This window comes from Agrobacterium sp. SORGH_AS 787 (assembly GCF_030819035.1).
In the GTDB taxonomy this organism is placed as follows: domain Bacteria; phylum Pseudomonadota; class Alphaproteobacteria; order Rhizobiales; family Rhizobiaceae; genus Agrobacterium; species Agrobacterium larrymoorei_B.
Window position 1 is genome coordinate 2517575 of sequence record NZ_JAUTBG010000002.1, and the last position, 19150, is coordinate 2536724.

General features: G+C 57.2%; 17 protein-coding genes, 1 tRNA gene and 1 pseudogene. 13 read left to right on the forward strand and 6 right to left on the reverse strand.

Going from position 1 to position 19150, the window contains the following annotated elements; all coding sequences use genetic code 11:
• Positions 1–18: 18 nt before the first annotated feature.
• Positions 19–513 carry a pantetheine-phosphate adenylyltransferase gene (gene coaD, locus QE435_RS21465; RefSeq protein ID WP_306933049.1) on the reverse strand — a complete coding sequence of 165 codons (495 nt, stop codon included), beginning with the start codon at positions 511–513 and terminating at the stop codon, positions 19–21.
• 498 nt (positions 514–1011) lie between these two features.
• Between coaD and QE435_RS21470 the strand changes: the two genes are divergently transcribed.
• The 7 genes from QE435_RS21470 (at position 1012) to glp (ending at position 7195) form a co-directional block, all read left to right on the forward strand.
• Entirely contained in the window at positions 1012–1191 is a 180-nt protein-coding gene (locus QE435_RS21470) for a hypothetical protein (protein WP_309771136.1), read from the forward strand.
• A 38-nt stretch (positions 1192–1229) separates the two neighbouring features.
• Positions 1230–1364 carry a hypothetical protein gene (locus tag QE435_RS21475; RefSeq protein ID WP_306933054.1) on the forward strand — a complete coding sequence of 45 codons (135 nt, stop codon included), beginning with the start codon at positions 1230–1232 and terminating at the stop codon, positions 1362–1364.
• A gap of 319 nt (positions 1365–1683) precedes the next feature.
• Complete coding sequence (locus QE435_RS21480; RefSeq protein ID WP_349042604.1) at positions 1684–3576, forward strand: peptidyl-prolyl cis-trans isomerase; 1893 nt, start codon at positions 1684–1686, stop codon at positions 3574–3576.
• 19 nt (positions 3577–3595) lie between these two features.
• A complete protein-coding gene (trpD, locus tag QE435_RS21485) occupies positions 3596–4609 on the forward strand; it encodes an anthranilate phosphoribosyltransferase (protein WP_349042605.1) in 1014 nt (337 codons plus the stop codon).
• A 7-nt stretch (positions 4610–4616) separates the two neighbouring features.
• Positions 4617–5432, forward strand: coding sequence for an indole-3-glycerol phosphate synthase TrpC (trpC, locus tag QE435_RS21490; RefSeq protein ID WP_349042606.1), 816 nt, complete (start codon positions 4617–4619; stop codon positions 5430–5432).
• Complete coding sequence (gene moaC / locus QE435_RS21495) at positions 5429–5908, forward strand: cyclic pyranopterin monophosphate synthase MoaC (protein ID WP_349042607.1); 480 nt, start codon at positions 5429–5431, stop codon at positions 5906–5908. The genes trpC and moaC overlap by 4 nt, the downstream gene beginning before the upstream one ends.
• A gap of 69 nt (positions 5909–5977) precedes the next feature.
• The gene (glp, locus tag QE435_RS21500; RefSeq protein ID WP_349042608.1) at positions 5978–7195 is read left to right on the forward strand and encodes a gephyrin-like molybdotransferase Glp; all 1218 of its coding nucleotides are present in this window, start codon (positions 5978–5980) and stop codon (positions 7193–7195) included.
• 178 nt (positions 7196–7373) lie between these two features.
• Here glp and QE435_RS21505 read toward each other — a convergent pair whose 3' ends face one another.
• Together QE435_RS21505 and QE435_RS21510 are read right to left on the reverse strand one after the other, a co-directional pair.
• Positions 7374–9887, reverse strand: a complete 2514-nt coding sequence (locus QE435_RS21505; protein ID WP_349042927.1) for an FAD-dependent oxidoreductase — start codon at positions 9885–9887, stop codon at positions 7374–7376.
• 165 nt (positions 9888–10052) lie between these two features.
• Positions 10053–12519, reverse strand: a pseudogene (locus tag QE435_RS21510) (mechanosensitive ion channel family protein).
• 282 nt (positions 12520–12801) lie between these two features.
• Here QE435_RS21510 and QE435_RS21515 point away from each other — a divergent pair.
• The 4 genes from QE435_RS21515 to QE435_RS21530 all read left to right on the forward strand — a co-directional run bounded on the left by QE435_RS21515 (position 12802) and on the right by QE435_RS21530 (position 14646).
• Positions 12802–13053: a GlsB/YeaQ/YmgE family stress response membrane protein gene (locus QE435_RS21515; RefSeq protein ID WP_062427424.1), complete on the forward strand. Its 252-nt coding sequence runs from the start codon at positions 12802–12804 to the stop codon at positions 13051–13053.
• 162 nt (positions 13054–13215) lie between these two features.
• Positions 13216–13291, forward strand: a tRNA-Lys gene (locus QE435_RS21520).
• 642 nt (positions 13292–13933) lie between these two features.
• The gene (locus QE435_RS21525; protein WP_349042609.1) at positions 13934–14263 is read left to right on the forward strand and encodes a hypothetical protein; all 330 of its coding nucleotides are present in this window, start codon (positions 13934–13936) and stop codon (positions 14261–14263) included.
• 170 nt (positions 14264–14433) lie between these two features.
• A complete protein-coding gene (locus tag QE435_RS21530; protein ID WP_349042610.1) occupies positions 14434–14646 on the forward strand; it encodes a hypothetical protein in 213 nt (70 codons plus the stop codon).
• 603 nt (positions 14647–15249) lie between these two features.
• Here QE435_RS21530 and QE435_RS21535 read toward each other — a convergent pair.
• The gene (locus QE435_RS21535) at positions 15250–15504 is read right to left on the reverse strand and encodes a hypothetical protein (RefSeq protein WP_306933068.1); all 255 of its coding nucleotides are present in this window, start codon (positions 15502–15504) and stop codon (positions 15250–15252) included.
• Between the two features lie 464 nt (positions 15505–15968).
• On the opposite strand from QE435_RS21535, the gene QE435_RS21540 reads away from it, so the two are divergent.
• Both QE435_RS21540 and QE435_RS21545 read left to right on the forward strand, forming a co-directional pair.
• Positions 15969–16742 carry an NAD kinase gene (locus tag QE435_RS21540; protein ID WP_306934830.1) on the forward strand — a complete coding sequence of 258 codons (774 nt, stop codon included), beginning with the start codon at positions 15969–15971 and terminating at the stop codon, positions 16740–16742.
• A 14-nt stretch (positions 16743–16756) separates the two neighbouring features.
• Positions 16757–17257 carry a hypothetical protein gene (locus tag QE435_RS21545; RefSeq protein ID WP_349042611.1) on the forward strand — a complete coding sequence of 167 codons (501 nt, stop codon included), beginning with the start codon at positions 16757–16759 and terminating at the stop codon, positions 17255–17257.
• 186 nt (positions 17258–17443) lie between these two features.
• Here QE435_RS21545 and QE435_RS21550 read toward each other — a convergent pair whose 3' ends face one another.
• The gene (locus QE435_RS21550; protein WP_349042612.1) at positions 17444–17908 is read right to left on the reverse strand and encodes a cysteine hydrolase family protein; all 465 of its coding nucleotides are present in this window, start codon (positions 17906–17908) and stop codon (positions 17444–17446) included.
• Between the two features lie 93 nt (positions 17909–18001).
• Positions 18002–19133, reverse strand: a protein-coding gene (gene prfB, locus QE435_RS21555; RefSeq protein ID WP_306933073.1) for a peptide chain release factor 2 whose coding sequence is annotated in 2 segments (ribosomal slippage) — positions 18002–19063 and positions 19065–19133 — 1131 coding nt in all. Because the reading frame shifts where the segments join, the coding sequence is not laid out codon by codon here.
• Between the last annotated feature and the right edge of the window lie 17 nt (positions 19134–19150).

Below are 19150 nucleotides of genomic sequence, written 5' to 3' on the forward strand. Positions count from 1 at the left end.
TCCACCTGTGCGCCGAAACTAACGTTTCAGCTTTGTGTTAAGGGCTTCAAGCACGGCTTTGGGCACAAAGGCCTCGACATTGCCGCCCATGGCTGCGATCTGACGGACCAATGTGGCGGTAATGGGCCGCGACGCAGTTCCAGCGGGTAAGAACACCGTCTGAATATCGGGCGCCATCTGACGGTTCATGCCGGCCATCTGCATTTCATAATCGAGGTCGGTACCATCTCTCAGGCCTCGAACAAGAAGGCTCGCACCATGTTCCCTGGCAGCATCGACAACGAGGTTGCCAAAAGAGACGACCTTCAGCCGGTCTTTCGCAGCAGGCAGGACGTCGCTCAAGGATTGGCGGATCAGATCGGCACGCTCTTCAAAGCTGAACATCGGCACCTTGCCCGGATGAACGCCGATGGCGACGATCACGGTCGACGCGACGTTCAACGACTGGATGAGAACATCCAGATGTCCGTTGGTCATCGGATCGAAAGATCCAGGATAAAAGGCAATCGTCATACCGCTCTCGATACTTCCGTCTTTGTCGGCCTTTTGTCACGTCGGCATCGCATCTGCAAGACCAAAGCATGCCCAGCAAAGTATCCAGCGGTTTTAGGATAACGAGACGCGGCAAGAACAGGGCGTAAAACGCGAGGAGATGAATCGGGAACGTCGCAACAAGTCTTAAAGCGTTTAAACCTCATGTGAATAGCGGATGAATAGAGCATTCAGCGCAGCTTCAAAGCGATGCTCTATAAGATGGACCATCGATAACGCATCGGGCCTGAGGCCCAAGTGGAGATGGAAATGCTGGCATTCATTGTGATCCTGACAGTCGCCACCTCTTTTGTGGTGGAACAGGTCTTTATGGATTGACGTGAACTGCCGATTTTCTGAACGCCAGATGAACGCGACATTCAAGGAAGCTTCAGAGGCGCAATGCTAATCGATTTTTAACAGTCTTTCGGAACCCGACTCGATGTCAGGCGTTCAGTTCGCAGGCAAAGGAACAATCACATGTTTGCAAAAGAAAATCGGTCTACTTCAGCGAAGATCGGCGTCATCAGCACTGCCTGGACAATGCTTCTGATCGCGATGGTTGCGACAACGTTCAGCCTGTACGCGCAGAAGCCACAGCAGCAGGAAGCGAGCTTCCCTCAGCTGACCTCCCGCTACCAGTACATGAACTACTATTGATCCATCGGGGAAACCTGATCACACCGGAGTAACACACGATGATCACCGTTTTGACAGTTCTTTCCGCGTTGATCAGCGCGATGTTTGTTGCCTCGGTGGTCTCTGTCGTTTCCGAACTTCGAAAAGAAGATGAAGAGTTCAAGGAAATGATGGAACGCAGCAGATCGTTCTGATTTGTAGCCAATCAATATGACTGTGGTGGAAAGCCGTCTCACACGAGGCGGCTTTTTGATGTCTGCGAGCTAAGTCAGCGTAACGGAATCAATCGGCACCGCGTCGCAGCGAGCCGCCGTCTCCACAGCTCTTAAAGTGGAAGCGCTCCGTCGATCTCGAAAAGCAGCCGGCTCTAACGCCTAGGGATAGCATCCTTCCGTTCGCACGATCAGTTGACTCGTCCGCACCAACAGAACTGCTTCCATTTACCAATAAAACGCTCTAAGGAACCCCCATAGACCCGGCATAACGGGCGCATAGTGTGAGGTTTGCATAACGATGCTCGATTCCCTGAGAAACGCTTCCAGAACTCTGGCGGCAAAGCTGCTCCTTCTTCTTCTTGTCGTCTCTTTCGGCATCTGGGGTGTGTCGGCATCACTCGTTTCGAGCAACTCTCATGCCGTCATGACGGTGGGTGATCAGACAGTGACACCCAACCAGTTTCGCTTCGCCTATCAGCGTCAGATGGCAGAGATCGGCCAGCAGTTCGGCACCCGCCTGACCACGGAACAGGCCAGAGCCTTCGGCATCGATCGTCAGGTTTTCAGCCAGCTTGCAGCCGGGGCGTCTCTCGATCAATTGGCTGAGAATATGAAGCTCGGCCTGTCGGAAGACCGCTTGGTAAACCTCATCGCGGAAGATCCGGCTTTCAAGTCTCCTGGTGGCCAGTTTGACCGCCAGCTCTTCAGCCAGCGTCTGCGCGGCGCGGGCTTCAACGAAGACGATTATGTCAAGGAGCGTAGCAAGGTCGCTGTTCGCAGTCAGATTGTTGACGCCATCTCCGACGGCTTCACGCCGCCGCAGGTTCTGGTTGACGCGTTGAAGCAGTATCGCAACGAGCAGCGCTCCATCGACTATCTGCTGTTGTCGAACGCCAATATCGATCCGGTCAAAGCCCCCGCGGACGACGTGCTGGCCGCCTGGTTCGAGAGTCACAAGGCGCAGTATCGCGCTCCCGAATATCGCAAGTTCACCTATGTGAAGCTCGAGCCTTCCGATATCGCCAACCAGAGCGCTATTACCGACGCTCAGGTTGCTGACTATTACGAGAAGAACAAGGACAAGTTCCGCACCGCCGGTCGTCGCACCGTCGAGCAACTGGTCTTCCCGAACAAGGAAATGGCCGAAGCCGCCGCAACGCAAATTCGCGCAGGCACGACGACTTACGATCAGGTCGTCAAGGATCAGGGAAAACAGCCGGCTGACGTGCTCCTCGGTGAATTCACCAAGGAAACCATGCCCGATTCGTCGATTGCCGACGCAGCCTTCGCCGTTCAGAAGGATGGCGGCATTTCGCCGGTGGTCGATGGTGCGTTCGGGCCTGTTATCCTGCGCATCACCGGCATTAAGGGCGACAGCACGAAAACGCTGGACGAAGCCAAGGAAGAAATCCGCACCGAACTGGCTACCGCCAGTGCCGCGGATCAACTGAACAGTGTGCATGATCGCTATGAAGATCTGCGTGGCGGCGGCTCCTCGCTTGCCGACGCCGCAACCCAGCTGAACCTGAAGCCGGTGACGATCAACGCCATCGACGCCAATGGTGAAGACGACAAGGGTAATCCGGTCGAGGGCCTACCAACCCCTGCGCTCTTGACGGAAGTCTTCAAGACGGAGCCCGGCACAGAAGCACCCGCCGTCAATATCGGTCGTGAAGGCTATGTCTGGTTCGACGTGGATCAGATCATCCCGCCGCGTGACCGTACGCTGGATGAAGTTCGCGACCGCGTTGTCGCCGACTGGACGGCGGAACAACAGCGCAGTGCTTTGACCGCCAAGGCCGAAGAGCTGAAAAACCGCGTCGAAAAGGGCGAGTCGCTGCAAACGATCGCCAGCGAAATGGGTCTTGCCGTGGAAACCAAGATGGGGCTGCGCCGCAACAGCGACGATGCGCTGTTTGGCCAGCAGGCGGTTTCGGCAATCTTCGCCGGCGCTGACGGCCTTGTCGGCACAGCGGTCAACGCCGATGGTTCGGGTCGCATTCTGTTCAAGGTCACCGAGGTGAATACCAACGCCCCTGCCGATGCACTGAACAGCGACGATCGTCAGATCACCGCTATGGCAAAGGCCGCTGGCGATGACATGCTGGATCAGATGGTCAGTCGCCTTCAGAACGACTACGGTGTCAGCATCAATCAGGCCCTCGCAGACCAGGCGATGACCGCATACTGATAAGCCGGGGGACGGGAACATGGCCGAACTGAAGCCGCTGATCGCCAAGGTGGCAAATGGCGAAAGCCTGAACCGGGAGGAGGCCCGCCAAGCCTTCGACATTCTGATGTCCGGCGAGGCCACGCCGTCCCAGATCGGCGGTTTTCTCATGGCGCTACGCGTGCGCGGCGAAACGGTCGATGAAATCGTCGGCGCCGTGTCTTCGATGCGTGCCCGCATGCTGCCCGTCGCCGCCCCCGCCCACGCGGTGGATATCGTGGGCACCGGTGGCGATGGTCTTGGCACCTACAACATCTCGACGCTTGCAGCGATCATCGTGGCAGGCACCGGACTTCCCGTCGCGAAGCATGGCAACAAAGCGTTAAGCTCGAAATCCGGTACCGCCGATGCACTGTCAGCCCTTGGCGTCAAACTGGACATTGGGCCTGATCTCATCAGCCGTTGCATCAACGAGGCTGGCCTTGGCTTCATGTTCGCGCAGTTGCACCATTCGGCCATGCGCCATGTCGGCCCGACACGAGTCGAACTCGGTACCCGAACGATTTTCAACCTACTCGGCCCGCTCTCGAACCCGGCAGGCGCAAAGCGTCAGCTGCTCGGCGTCTTCTCTCCGCGCTGGCTTCAGCCGATCGCCGAGGTTCTCCGCGATCTCGGCTCGGAATCGATCTGGGTCGTACACGGCGACGGCATGGACGAGATCACCACGACGGGTGTTACCCATGTCGCGGCGCTCGAAAATGGCAAGATCCGCACCTTTGACCTGACGCCGAAGGATTTCGGCGTATCGTCGGCGACGATCGACGACCTGAAGGGTGGAGACGGCATGTTCAACGCCAATGCGCTTCGCGGTGTTCTCTCCGGCCATAAAAATGCCTATCGCGATGTTTCTCTTTGCAATGCGGCAGCAGCACTCGTTGTTGCCGGCAAAGCCGAAACACTGAGCGATGGCATGAAGATTGCCAGCGCCTCCCTGGATGAAGGCAAGGCTGCCGCAGCGCTCGACAGGCTGGTCGCAGTCTCCAACGAAGAGTAAGGCGAAGATGAGCGATATTCTGAGAAAAATCGAAGCCTACAAGCGCGAGGAAATCACAGCCGCTAAGGCGAAGGTTTCGCTCGCCGATCTGAAGGCCATGGCGGCGGATCAGACCGCCCCTCGCGGCTTCTACAACGCGCTGAAGCGCAAGCAGGCGGACGGCGTCTTTGGTTTGATTGCCGAGATCAAGAAGGCAAGCCCGTCCAAGGGCCTCATCCGTCCCGATTTCGATCCACCGGCGTTGGCGAAGGCTTACGAAGCTGGTGGCGCCGCCTGCCTCTCGGTTCTGACGGATACGCCAAGCTTTCAAGGTGCGCCGGAATTTCTGACCGCCGCCCGCAATGCCTGCACCCTGCCCGCTCTTCGCAAAGACTTTATGTTCGAGACCTATCAGGTGCACGAAGCCCGCGCCTGGGGTGCAGACTGCATCCTGCTGATCATGGCGTCGCTGTCCGATGACGAGGCAAGACGTCTCGAGGATGAAGCCTTCGCGCTTGGTATGGACGTTCTGGTCGAAGTGCATGACGAAGAGGAAACTGAGCGCGCACTCAAGCTCACCTCGCCCATGCTCGGCGTAAACAACCGCAACCTGCGCACCTTCGAGGTCAGCCTGGAAAACAGTGAGCGTCTGGCCAAGCTGGTGCCATCCGACAAGCTGCTGGTCGGCGAAAGCGGCATCTTCACCTATGAGGATTGCCTGCGGCTGAAGACATGTAACATCAGCACATTCCTGGTGGGTGAAAGCCTGATGCGCAAGGACGATGTCACCGCCGCGACGTGTGCCCTCCTGACGGGCCAAAGCGACGTCATGGCTGCGGAATGAGTACGCAAGGATTGACCCACATCGGCGCGTCCGGCGAAGCCCATATGGTCGATGTGGGCGACAAGCTCGACACGGTGAGAACCGCTATTGCTGAGGGCTTCGTGAAAATGAAGCCCGAAACGCTGGCCTTGATCCGCGAGGGCAATGCCAAGAAGGGTGACGTCATCGGAACCGCACGCCTTGCCGGCATCATGGCGGCCAAGCAGACATCCAATCTCATCCCGCTTTGCCATCCGCTGATGCTGACCAAAGTTTCGGTGGATATCTCCGAGGATGCCGCCCTGCCCGGCTTGAGAGTTCAGGCAACCGTCAAGCTCTCCGGCAAGACCGGCGTTGAGATGGAAGCGCTCACCGCCGTTTCCATTGCATGCCTGACGATCTACGACATGGCGAAGGCCGCCGACAAAGGCATGGAAATCGGCTCGATCAGGCTCCTGGAAAAAAGCGGCGGGAAATCCGGCGACTACAAAGCTTGAAGGCGCGGACCTCCATTATCGTCGGGGGGCAGCAACGGGCTCTCTATCCAGCCACTGAAGAGGAAACGCATGAAACCCCTTCTCCCCGTCGCGAACGCCCTCCAACGCCTGCTGGATGCCGCCGAGCCCGTCTCCACGGTCGAACGCATTGGTCTTGCCGCTGCTGCTGACAGAGTGCTGGCATCAGACCTTAAGGCGCGGATCACACAACCGCCGTTCGATTCGTCAGCCATGGACGGCTACGCTTTGCGCGCCGCTGACGCGCCAGCAATCGGCTCTGAGTTGACGGTTATCGGGACAGCCTCTGCCGGACATGCGTTCCAAGGCACAGTCGGCGCGCGTGAGACAGTGCGCATCTTCACCGGGGCGCCCGTGCCAGAGGGCGCGGATAGCGTGCTTATTCAGGAAGACGCAGAGGTTATAGAGGACAACCACATCCGCACCGCCTTCAATGTCACTCAGGGGCGACACATCAGGCCGCGCGGGCAAGACTTCATGCAAGATGAAACCGTGCTTGATGCCGGTACATGCCTGAGTTTCGCCGATCTGACCGTCGCGGCTGCAATGAACCACGCCGAGGTCGCGGTTTATCGCAAGCCGCTGGTTGCGATCCTCGCCACAGGCGACGAGCTCGTCCCACCGGGCGGCGAACCGCAGGTGGCGCAAATCATTGCTTCGAACACATTCGGTGTTGCCGCCCTCGCCCGCCAGGCTGGCGCCGACGTACTGGATCTCGGCATCGTTAAAGATGACGATACACTGATCCGCGCGGCAATCGGCAAGGCCATCGCTGCCAAGGCCGATATCCTTGTCACCCTCGGCGGAGCCTCGGTCGGCGATCATGACCTCGTCCAAGCCGCGCTGAAGGCGGAAGGTATGGCACTGGACTTCTGGCGCATCGCCATGAGACCCGGCAAGCCGCTGATGGTCGGCAGCATTGGTCCGATGCAGGTGCTGGGTCTGCCCGGAAATCCCGTCGCCAGCCTCGTCTGCAGCCTGCTTTTTCTGGAACCCCTGATCCAGAAGCTCGGCCACCAACCTTCGCGTTCTCGCGAAATCACGGTCAAGACTGCAACCGCTTTGAAGGCCAATGACGTGCGCCAGGATTATTTACGCGCCCGTTTTATCCATGAAGAAGATGGCAGGCCGGTCGCGGAAGCTTTCACCAAGCAGGATTCGTCGATGATGAAGATCATGGCGAAATCCAACTGCCTCATCATCCGCCCGCCGCATGCGCCTGAACTGCCCGCTGGCGCGGAATGCAAGGCCATACGATTGAGAGGCTGAAGGTCGGTCGCGTCACTGCAAGGATAGCTCAGCGCGCTCGTTGACGATCAGCCCCGGTCCCCGGCGTTCATCTTTGTCGTTAGGCCAAGCACCACGCAGGAAATGTCGGCATCTCTCCCAAAAGAAAAAGGGCTCCGTATCCACGGGGCCCTCTCTTTTTCGGAAAAGCCGTGTCGCGTTACGCGCGCAGCACCGCGTTGTCGGGATCGAACGGGCTTTCGCCCACAACTTCCGCATCGTAGAGATCGCCAAGGATCTTGATCTTCAGCTTGGTGCCGATCGTTGCGTAGTCGGGAGCGAGCATCGCCAGTGCAACGGACTTGCCGATACGCCAGCCGAAGCCGCCACTCGTTGCGCGACCGACAACCTCGCCCGCATCGTTCAGAATAGCTTCCGAACCACGCGCATCGACAGTGGTGTTACCGCTAACGATCAGCGTAGAGAAGATCCACGGCAGACCCTTTTCCTTGCCAGCCACAACCGCATCGCGACCGATGAACTGCTTCTCAGGCTTGATGAAGCGGTCGAGACCAGACGAGTAGGCATTGTACTCGACCGAGAGTTCGCGACCCATATTGCGATAGGATTTCTCCAGCGACATGGAGACCATGGCGCGAATGCCGAAGGGCTTGATACCGAACTCGGCACCGGCTTCCATCAGACGATCGAAGATGTAGTTTTGCATTTCGATCGGGTGATGCAGCTCCCAACCGAGTTCGCCGACGAAGTTGACACGCAGTGCATGGGCTGTCGCAACGCCAACAGAGATTTCCTTGGCGGTCAGCCATGGGAAGTCCTTGTTCTCAAGGCTGGTGCGCGTCAGCTTCTTCAGCACGTCTCGCGACTTCGGACCGGCCAGAGCCAGAACGCCGTATTTCTGCGTGATCGGTTGGAGAGTGACGGAGCCATCGGTTGGCGCAAGGCGGCGCAGCGTGTCATGATCGACAGATTCCAGGCCACCGGCAGAAACCAGATAGAAGCGGCCCGGTGCCCATTCATAGACGGTGAACTCGGCCTTCACGCCGCCATTCGGCGTCAGAAGATGCGTTAGCGCGATGCGGCCACGCTTCTTCGGAATGGCATTGGCAAGAATGGATTCGAGCCAGGCGCGTGCGCCAGGGCCGGACACTTCCATCTTGGCAAAGGCCGACATATCGAGAACGCCGACATTCTGGTTGACGTTCTTCACCTCGTTGCCGACATGCTCAAAATAATTCGAGCGACGGAAGGACCACTTTTCCACGATGCGGCCGTCTTCCAGCGGCGGCGCGTGATTGTGATTGGTGATGACATCGGCACCGACGCCAAGCTCTTCTTCCTTCAGTGCATACCCCTCCGGTGCATACCAGTTGGCACGCTCCCAACCATAGACGGAGCCGAAGACGCCACCCAGCTTCTTCAGGCGGTCATAGATCGGCGTCGTCTTCAGCGGACGGGCGGCAGACCGCTCCTCATCTGGATAGTGCATGGTGAAGACGTTGGCATAGGCTTCTTCGTTCTTGGCAATCAGATAACCTTCGGTCGCATAGGGGCCGAAGCGACGCGGATCGACACCGGTGAGGTCGAGCGTCGGCTCGCCATCGACGATCCATTCCGCCAGCTGCCAGCCGGCACCGCCTGCTGCGGTAATACCGAAGGAGTGACCTTCGTTCAGCCAGAAATTCTTGAGGCCTGGAGCGGGCCCGACGATCGGGTTGCCATCCGGCGTGTAGGCGATCGCGCCGTTATAGACCTTCTTGATGCCGACTTCACCGAAGGCCGGAACGCGCGCGATGGCGCTTTCGATGTGCGGCATCAAACGGTCGAGCTCTTCCTGGAAGAGTTCGTATTCGCTGTCGGCCGACGGGCCGTCGACATAACAGACGGGCGCGCCCACTTCGTAAGGTCCGAGGATCAGGCCGCCGGCTTCTTCGCGCATGTACCAGGCACTGTCCGACTCGCGCAGAACGCCCATTTCCGGCAGCCCCTGCTTGCGGCGCTCCAGAATGTCGGGATGCGGCTCGCTGACGATGTACTGATGCTCGACAGGGATGACCGGAATATTGATGCCGACCATTTCGCCCGTCTTGCGGGCAAACGAACCGGTACAGGAGATGACGTGCTCGGCGATGATTTCGCCCTTGTCCGTCGTCACCTTCCAGTGACCGTCTTCGGTCTGCTCGATGGCGGTGACGGTGGTGTTTCTGTAGATCGTCGCACCCTTGTCGCGCGCGCCCTTTGCCAGTGCCTGGGTCAGATCCGCCGGCTGGATATAGCCATCGTCCGGATGCTGGATGGCGCCGAGCAGACCGTCGGTCTCACAGAGCGGCCAGACTTCCTTCACCTCTTCCGGCGTCAGAAGCTTGACGTTGACGCCGATCGTTTCAGCGATGCCGGTGTAATACATATATTCGTCCCAGCGGTCCTTGGTGCGGGCGAGACGAATGTTGGAAACCTTGGAGAAGCCGACATTCATGCCGGTTTCCTGCTGCAGCTCTTCGTAGAACTTGACCGAGTATTTGTGGATCTGGCCCACCGAATAGCTCATATTGAACAGCGGAAGCAGGCCAGCGGCGTGCCACGTGGAGCCGGATGTCAGTTCCTTGCGCTCGATCAGAACAGAATCGGTCCAGCCTTTTTTGGCAAGATGGTAGAGCGTCGAAACGCCGACAACGCCGCCACCGATAACCACCGCCCGCGCATGTGTCTTCATAGTCATAGTTCCCCTTGAGGCATGTCATCCGCATGAACGCGGCTTTTTCCGAACCTATGGCGCAGACTATGCAATGTCGCATCGTCGCCCAAACGCCTGATTACGACATGCAAAAGGCTCGCCGCGACGGCGAGCCTTTTGACGATTTTCAAGATGCGAGAATGCTCATTTCCGCGGCTTCGCGGCTGACGATTTCGGCTCCTCAGCCTTTGCCTCTGCAGGCTTTTCTTCCTCCGCCTGCGGCCTGGAAACCTCGGGCTTCAGCGCCTCTTGTTTCGGAGCAGTTGCCGCACCGGTATGAGAGACGATAGCCTTGTCGCCCTCTTCCGATAGAAGCGCCGCCAGGATCTGCGGGTTTGTCTCGCCTTCCATGTGAATGTTCAGATTCCGCTGTGGCATCGGGATGCTGATGCCCTCCTCCCGGAAGCGCTTCAAAATTTCCATGCGCAGGCTGTTTTTGACAGTCAGCCCATGAGACAAATCGGCGAGGTGAAAGCGAAGCTCGAAATCGAGCGAGAAATCACCGAAGCGCAGAAATTCCACATGCGGCTCCGGATTTCTCAAGACCGGCGTCTGCTTCTTCACCAGTTCCAGCAGGATATCCATCACCTTCTGCGGATCGGTTTCATAGGCAACCGACACCGGAATTTCAGCGCGCTGGATGCGGTTTCGATGCGTCCAGTTACCGACGGACGAATTGATGAACTCCGAATTCGGCACGATGATCGATTGGCCGCGGAAGGTCTCGATCTCGGTCGCGCGCACGGACAGCCGCTTGACGGTACCCTCAACCGTACCCGTCACCACCCAGTCACCCACCTTGAATGGTCGCTCGACGAGAAGAATGAGGCCAGAGACGAAGTTCGAGACGATGTTTTGCAGGCCGAAACCGATACCGACCGACAAGGCCGAGGCGACGAGCGCGAGGCTGGAAAGATCGAGACCCGCCGACGAGATACCGAAAATGGCGGCAACGACAATCCCGAGATAGCCGATAACCCGTGCCGACCGAATTTCGAACGCCGGCATCGACTTGGCCGCGCGCCATCACGTTGCGGTCGAGCCACTTCTGGAACCAGCGCGTCACCGCATAACCGACGATGAAGACCACGATACCAGTAAAAATGCTGATGAGCGAAATCGACGTATTGCCGACCTTGAAACCCGTCAGCAGGCTGAAGGCCCAGTTCTCTATGTCGCCCGGTTGAAAGCCCCAGGAGAACAGAACCAGCGGTATGCCAAAGGCCAATGCGATGACGTAGATACCGAGACCAGCGACAAGACCGGCCTGATCGAGCGCCACTGCTCCAAGCCCAAAGCGGCGTCCGAGATAACGACCCGCCAGCGTTTCACCGAAGGCGCCCTGACGCGAGATCGCTTTGCCGGACAAAATGCCGATATAGACGGTGGCCACCACAGCGCCCGTTGCAACGATCTGAGTGGCGAGGAAGCGTGCGAGCCCCACATAGCCCGTGAGGCAAGCGCCAATGAGCAACAGGCCGCCCACACGCAGCAGAATAGCAAGCCAGCGCGGCATGCGCTTGTGACCGCTCTCGGCATCCTCACCCTCCCCGATAACGGGCTTGAGGAACGACAAGGCAAAGAGAATGACGCCGATGATGATCGAGGCCACGAAGCTTTTCGCAACCGTCAAAATCAGCGGTGAATTGAGTGTTTCACTGATCGTACTGAACAGGTAATCCAGGCCGTTGACGATCGCCATGACAAGCATGGCCGACGAGATGGTATGCGCGCCGCTATTTGAGACGTGCAGAAGACGCCATTCCGGCTGCGTCGGCGCGAAGATCGCGTAGGTCAGTCGCGAAACAAAGTAGACAAACGCAATAACCGACATCGCCACATAAACGATCGGCGCTATATCGGGTCGCAAGACGCCGAAATTATCCAGAAAGAAGCCCGAGGTCACCATGAAGAGGAAGACCGACATGGATTGCACCGTCGTCGACCAGAAGGCGACGGATAAGCGGCGGAGATAGGACGGTTCGCCCGAGAAGGCGCGGCGCTCCATGCGGTGTCCGAGAAGGCGGTATCCGCCCACGAGGAACAGAAGGGCCGCCAGAACCGACAGAGAGACGGCGCCGAACATGGAGAGCCGCTTGTAGTTCCAGACAAAGACCGACCAGCCCGTGAAAGAGCTGCTGAGCGTCGACACCTCGTCGATAAACTCCCTGCCCGCTTCGGCCAGAACAGGCAGTGAAATCTCTGTCCGCTTGAACAGCGTTGCGGCAAACAGCGCGCGGCGAATGGAGGTGATGTTGTTCGACAAGGCTGTGGCGCGACCGGCAACAGCCTCGGCATCGCCAAGCACGGCGTTGATCTGCGACTTTTCGGAATTCAGCCTGTTGCGCTCGTCAGTCACCACGCTGGCTTCCGGTGGCGCGCCCTCTTTCGGCGGTTCACCGAGCGAGGTGATACGGGCGTTGATTTCATCAAGCCGCCCGCGAAGCGTGGAAACGATGCTGTTCACGGAAGCCGACAGATCGTCCGACTTGCCCTTAAGATCGACGAGCCGGGTGTCGTCTCTCGCTCCATCCTCCAGTTGACGAGTGATATCGGCAAGAGTGGCTTTGTACGTATCGAGTTCCTTCGTCGACCGCTCCACCACCGGCATGGTTGCAGCGGCCGGCGCTTGGGCCGGGTCTTGCTGCGCGAAGGCGAAAGACGACAACAGCACACATATAAAGGGAAGGAGAAGGAGAGAACGAAGCCACTTGTTCTCACTCATCGATAACGTCATCACAAATACCCTTCTGCTCCTGCCGAATCCTTTGGCCTAGATAAATGCCGTATAAGGCAATTCAACAGCCACACCATGCGTAAGCCATGGAACCTCTTCCAGTTTCAATCATTAAAGAGTGCACAAGCAATTAGTGTCCATAGATGGAGGGTAATCATGGAATCTGCAGGTATCGGTTGGCTCGCAGCAATTATCATCGGTGGCATCGCCGGTTGGCTCGCAGAGCAGTTCATGAAGAGCAATATGGGTGTTTTGATGAACATCATTCTCGGGATCGTGGGCGCGGTCATCGCCAACGCCATCCTGTCGGTGTTCGGAATCGTTTTGGGCGGCTGGATTGGATATCTGATTGCAGGCTTCATCGGTGCCTGCATCTTGATCGCCGTGGCGCGAGCGATAAGACGCTAGGTCGCCGAAAAAAATCTTTGACGAAAGAAGCCCGGATTTCCGGGCTTTTTTCTGAAAACGGCGTCCTCCTCTAAAGAAAAATCGGAATATTTCATCATTGGCGCTAGACAAGGGAAATGAACCCCTTTATACGCCCCCTCACACCGCCACACGGTGCCGGTCGGGTGATTAGCTCAGTTGGTAGAGCAGCTGACTCTTAATCAGCGGGTCGTAGGTTCGAGCCCTACATCACCCACCAATCTCTCTCTGCAAACGTCTGATGTTGCAGAGGATTACGTAAAATCTTTCAATAAATGAGATGAATTTTTTGGTGCGTTGCGAACAGTTTCTGCTCGCGCGATTCTCTCCGCGTTCTCCCCTGCGCATCAAAAAAGACGAGTGTCCCTCGGCTTAATACAAAATGCGGCCGATGGTCTGTTCGCAGCCAACATGGTCATCGGACGGTAGACCAAGTGAGAACTCGCCCGAAGGCAGATATCGTATCGTTCAAGATGACAGCACAACTGCCATCCTCTAACTGCTGGGGACTTTCGTTTCGCCGTGATGAAAACACAACGGTTCAAAGAGCGATGCCATAAGCTTCAACATAGAATCACCGTAACGCTTACATCCCGATCGTATTGGAGACTGAGAAGATGTTAGCACTCCTATGACGAAAGTCCCTGTTCGCCACGCTGACGACGTTTAGGAAATTGCCGGAAATCGCCTGAGCTGACAAACCAATATTCGAATCATATGTTTTTAAGATCGAACCTCGGCTTTCGTCAGCAAAACGCAATCGGCTGGGATCAGCAGCAACCTCGCCAGCAGAGCGCCGTCGCACTTAGTGAAGGCCTCCTGAAGAACGACGTGTTTCGTCAGGCGCTGATAGAGTGAGAACGTGGTCGATGAAATCATCAACCAGACCGCAGCTTATTACGTGATGTCCGCAAAGACGTCTCATTCTTATTCATACTCTCCCAGCATGAGACTGTTTACCAATATCGTGTTGTTGCTGTCAGGCGTTGCGGGGACCGGATTCGTTTCCTTCTTTGTGGCAAGGACCGTGGTGCAAACCGCCACCTTTGGAACCTGCTTTGACGGCGGATGCGGATATGCCGCCATTTTTCTAGCCTTCCCGCTCGTGTGGTTTGTCACCTTTGCGCTCTATGTTATGGCCCTCCTCATCTGGCGAAAGCGTCCCTTTCGCCAAAGCAGAAGCGACGCATAACGAGTCTCCTGCGGTTGACAGAACCTCTAATATAAAAGAATCTCCGCAGCGCTGGGGGATTCGTGGCTTGAAATCGCTTGACGTCGTCACGACGTTGAGTTTCAAAGCTTGTGAATTTCACGCATGTCCCCATATTGGGGAGAGGGATATGCGCCAGAATGGAGTGCTGTATGCGCGCTTTGATCAATCCACCGTCGCTCAAGATCGACACTATGGATTACCAGGCGGAATGCCAGTTCGCCCTTGAGCCATCCATCAATGGACTGCTTGAGGTTGCCGAAAGTGCTGGCTGGGATCGTCAACACGCAGTTCTTGCTATCGTTGCACTTGCAAGCGGTCGCCTGTCCGAAGACAGCTTCACAGAAGACCGAGCCCTCTCCTGAAACGGAAAGTTGCAGTGTGAAAGATCAAAGGTCCGGCCACGCCGGACCTTTTCTTTTTTATCGATCGAATCCCCACCGCTGTACGGCAGCCTTGCGATCAGTGCGCGCTCCGAAAAGCCACGACCCAATCATTGCGGTAATTCATGACGCCTCCGGCAGTTCAGGTCGGCGAATCGGAATCCCTTGACATTCCTGGCTCGGAATGAGAACATAAAGGGAACAAACAGGAGGTCCATGATGACGACGTCAGAGAGATCCATTGAGCAGGCACTGGCTCTTGTTGCGCAATCCAGAAATTTGAGAGAGCGCGCTGAAGAGCGACGCCGTGATTTGCGCCGCAAGACAGAGATGATGTCCAAGCCGCTCTATATTTTGAAAAAGAATGGCGGCCGACAGCTATCGCTCAGGCTTGATTCCTGAGCGGTGATAAGACACGGACAATAAAGGCACTGTTGTGCGCTAAATAGGACGGCGGCGTCTGGTGCTGTCGGCAGCGGCGCACAAAGCACACAAAAGGCGCGTCTAACAACAACTGCCCTTCACACAAGAGCCCGCGTCGAGTATCTCCCAACGCGGGAATAAACTGCGCAACACGCTGCTGCTTCACTGCATTCGCGCCAGCGCGCTTTCTGGAGAGGCAACAATGGCGGTTTCCATATTGCCTGGTAGCCTGTCTGTTTTTCTCAAAACAAGAACGGGTTTTTGAGCAGGCTCAGTCGGCGGAGCAATACTTGCCGTTTTGAACTCCCGATCAACGCCGGGTGCGCCAGCCGTCGTTTCGATGCTCTTTGCGCATTCTGCAAACGCTGCGCCTGCGGAAACGACCATCGCAGCGGCGATAATGAGAACTTTCTTCATGTCATTCTCCTTCGCTATCTCTACGGCGTTCCGGCTACCAGTCATTGGCAGCGTAAGGTCACGCCCGGTTTCGACTAACTTTTTGCCAGTTTAGACGCAATCTTGAGGTCTCTGCGAAAGATCATCGCCACATAGGTACCTGTAAGAGGGACGATAATGGGTTTGTATGTGGTAATGGAGGCCTTGTTTGCGGCCTCAAGAATTCTGCGGCGACCAGAAGTACCTTGTGACGTCATGTTACGATCTCCATTGTGCTGAAAGAACGGAGAGAGTTTGCTTTTGTTCCGGTCTTCGACGCCCGGTTGTTAATAATTAAGGCGAGATTGCGAATCGGACGAGAGTGAGCCGCGCACCATTGCCGAGACTGGCACCCTTCAGGATGGCGAATGGTCGATTGGACCTTGAAAGAGCTTGTCCATCACATGTCTCTTCATGTACCAGAGATCATCAATCAGGATGGCGGCATGTCGCGTTCAGTACATAACATTTCCTTTGTCGCCTCTTCCGCGGACCACGCGCAGGCAGCGAGAGAAGAGCTGATCCGCGAATATGGCAATGCCTCATTCGACGACGCGGATGTGATCGTGGCACTCGGCGGCGATGGCTTCATGCTTCAGGTCTTGAATGAGACGATGAACCTGGGAAAGCGGGTCTACGGCATGAACCGCGGCTCCGTCGGTTTCCTGATGAACGATTACCGGGTGGGACGGCTGCATGAGCGCATTGCCGTGGCCACCGGCAATGATTTCCATCCGCTTAGAATGACGACAGTGGATGAGGACGGCAACGAAGTCTCCGCCCTTGCCATGAACGAGGTGAGCCTCTTCCGTCAGTCCCATCAGGCAGCGAAGCTTCGCGTCGATATCGATGGCAAGACCCGGCTGGAAGAGCTGATCTGCGATGGTGTGATGGTGGCGACGCCCGCCGGCTCAACCGCTTACAACTTTTCCGCCCACGGCCCAATCCTGCCGCTCGAATCCCCGCTGCTCGCTCTCACCCCTGTCAGCCCCTTCCGTCCACGACGCTGGCGCGGTGCACTGCTCCCCAATAAGGTGACGGTCGATATTCACGTTCAAGAAAGCGAAAAGCGTCCGGTAAACGCTGTTGCCGACCACCGCGAAGTAAAGTCCGTTCGCAGCGTCAAGATCGCGCTTTCACAGGACAGGACGGCCAGAATTCTCTCAGATCCGGATCGCTCCTGGTCCGACCGAATTCTCGCCGAACAGTTCACCAACTGATGAGGGACAGGACCATGAAAGCTCTTTTCGCAGCAGCCCTTCTGCTTGGCGGCTTCGGTCAGGCCTTCGCCGACATCCCCGGCATCGATGCCCTGCCTGTCTCCACCATCTTCGTCGCCAGCAGCGGCATGTGGGAGCGCGAAGCCGCGGAGGACACGGCAAAGTCTCCTCAGACGACAGACAAAGGCGCGGCCTCGCGTCCAGAACCGACGCGCGGCTATTACAAGGTCGTCGCCATGCGCCAACCGGATGGGACCGCGAAAATTTATCTGCAGCAGATCGCCTACACCGCAAATGGCCCTGCCCTTGTCGAGACACTCGAGCTTGAAGAATTCACGCAGATGAAGGCATATGTGACCGACATCCGCCCTGAAAGTTCCGCCGGCGCCTCAAGTCTTCCCGGTCTCTTTGTGACAGTCCATCTCAAGACCGACCCGGCGCAGAAGGAGCCGGACGCCTGGACGATTCTGATCGATGAGTTGGGCGACATGAAAATCGAGAAGGCGTCAAACTAAACGAAGGACGTCGTTCCTCAGTGTATCTTCAGCTCCGGCTTGGCAAGACCATCAGGACGCGCCTTGGCCGTTGCTTCCTAAAGCATGGTCAGCGCAAAAGTGTGCAGCGGTTTTGCGATAACGACATGCGATAACAAGGACCTAAAGCGTATAAGCGAATCTGAAAGATCGCGACACGCTTTAAGATCAAATCTCGTCTGGCCCACTCAGCACCGCACCAAAGTGATGCTTCCACAAGCGCGCACCCAGCGCGCCCGTTCGGTCAAGACTGGAGCCGACCGTCAACCATGGAAGCAGCGTGGGAGACAGCCCCGCATCGAAGAAGGAAAAACCGGCCGCGAGCACGCAGGTATCGGCCTGTATCCCGCAGACAAGAACACGATCGAGTTGTAGCGCCAGAAGGTAATCGACGGCTTCCTTCGGCGGCGCATAGCCATATTTGATGAAGATACGGTCTGCGGCCACAAGCGACTCGTCATGCTTGCCGGGCGTCCATCCCAGTTGCCGCTCAAACGGTGTGATGCTCTCATCATGCCGCTCGACGCTCGCAACGCTCGGCATTGTCGTTGCGAGCCTTGCGATCTCTTCAACGAGACGTGACGGCGGATGGAAGCTCGGCTGCACATCGACAATGTAGAGCGCCTGTTTCACCGCATTCTCCCTCGGCTTCGCTTTGCCACAAAGAAAACCCTCCCGCAGCCAGCGCCACGGAAGGTTCTGATATCGAAACCAACTCAACAACCATCAATCGATGTCGGAAACTTCCACGCCCGCCCCACCGCTGATGCGGTGTGCAAGGGCTGCCTCCATGAACTCGTTCAGATCACCGTCGAGGACGCTGCTGGGCGAGGTGCTTTCCACGCCTGTACGCAGGTCCTTGACCAGCTGATATGGCTGCAGAACATAAGAGCGGATCTGATGACCCCAGCCGATATCCGTCTTTGACGCGGCCTGCGCATTGGCAGCCTCTTCGCGCTTCTGCAACTCCACCTCGTAGAGGCGAGAGCGCAGCATTTCCCACGCCTTGGCGCGGTTCTTGTGCTGTGAGCGCTCCTGCTGACAGGCAACCGCAATACCCGTCGGAATATGGGTAATACGCACAGCCGAGTCGGTCGTGTTGACGTGCTGTCCACCGGCACCCGACGAACGATAGGTATCGATGCGGCAATCGCTCTCATTGATGTCGATCTGGATCGAGTCGTCCACGACGGGATAGACCCAGATGGAGGAGAACGACGTGTGACGACGCGCATTGCTGTCATAGGGCGAGATACGAACGAGGCGGTGAACGCCGGATTCGGTCTTCATCCAACCAAAGGCATTGTGGCCCTTGACCAGAATGGTTGCCGACTTGATGCCCGCTTCTTCGCCATCATGCACTTCAAGGACTTCCACCTTGAAGCCCTGACGCTCAGCCCAGCGCGTATACATACGCAAGAGCATGCTGGCCCAGTCCTGGCTTTCCGTACCACCGGCGCCTGAATGCACTTCGACATAGGTGTCGTTGGAATCGGCTTCGCCCGAAAGCATGGCCTCCACCTGGCGGCGGTTTGCTTCGCTGCGCAGCGCCTTCAGTGCCTCTTCGGCCTCGCGCACGATGTCCTCGTCGCCTTCGGCCTCACCCATCTCGATCAACTCGATATTATCGTTGACCTGCTGCTCGAGCGTTCTGACGCCCGTGATGGATTCATCCAGTTGCTGGCGTTCGCGCATCAGCTTCTGCGCTTCGCCTGCATCGTTCCAGAGGGTCGGATCCTCTGCCTTGTTATTCAACCAGTCCAGTCGTCTTATCGCCTGGTCCCAGTCAAAGATGCCTCCTCAGCAGGCTTATGGCCTGCTTGATTTCGTCGACTACGTTTACGATTTCATTGCGCATTTCGCAGATTCTTCGCC

Bases quoted from the DNA above. Each gene is read 5' to 3' on its own strand.
- coaD (WP_306933049.1), bottom strand. From the start codon at position 513: ATGACGATTGCCTTTTATCCTGGATCTTTCGATCCGATGACCAACGGA.
- moaC (WP_349042607.1), top strand. From the start codon at position 5,429: ATGAGTACGCAAGGATTGACCCACATCGGCGCGTCCGGCGAAGCCCAT.
- trpD (WP_349042605.1), top strand. From the start codon at position 3,596: ATGGCCGAACTGAAGCCGCTGATCGCCAAGGTGGCAAATGGCGAAAGC.
- QE435_RS21535 (WP_306933068.1), bottom strand. From the start codon at position 15,504: ATGAAGAAAGTTCTCATTATCGCCGCTGCGATGGTCGTTTCCGCAGGC.
- QE435_RS21475 (WP_306933054.1), top strand. From the start codon at position 1,230: ATGATCACCGTTTTGACAGTTCTTTCCGCGTTGATCAGCGCGATGTTT.
- trpC (WP_349042606.1), top strand. From the start codon at position 4,617: ATGAGCGATATTCTGAGAAAAATCGAAGCCTACAAGCGCGAGGAAATC.
- QE435_RS21545 (WP_349042611.1), top strand. From the start codon at position 16,757: ATGAAAGCTCTTTTCGCAGCAGCCCTTCTGCTTGGCGGCTTCGGTCAG.
- QE435_RS21480 (WP_349042604.1), top strand. From the start codon at position 1,684: ATGCTCGATTCCCTGAGAAACGCTTCCAGAACTCTGGCGGCAAAGCTG.
- QE435_RS21530 (WP_349042610.1), top strand. From the start codon at position 14,434: ATGCGCGCTTTGATCAATCCACCGTCGCTCAAGATCGACACTATGGAT.
- QE435_RS21470 (WP_309771136.1), top strand. From the start codon at position 1,012: ATGTTTGCAAAAGAAAATCGGTCTACTTCAGCGAAGATCGGCGTCATC.
- QE435_RS21515 (WP_062427424.1), top strand. From the start codon at position 12,802: ATGGAATCTGCAGGTATCGGTTGGCTCGCAGCAATTATCATCGGTGGC.
- QE435_RS21505 (WP_349042927.1), bottom strand. From the start codon at position 9,887: ATGAAGACACATGCGCGGGCGGTGGTTATCGGTGGCGGCGTTGTCGGC.
- glp (WP_349042608.1), top strand. From the start codon at position 5,978: ATGAAACCCCTTCTCCCCGTCGCGAACGCCCTCCAACGCCTGCTGGAT.
- QE435_RS21540 (WP_306934830.1), top strand. From the start codon at position 15,969: ATGTCGCGTTCAGTACATAACATTTCCTTTGTCGCCTCTTCCGCGGAC.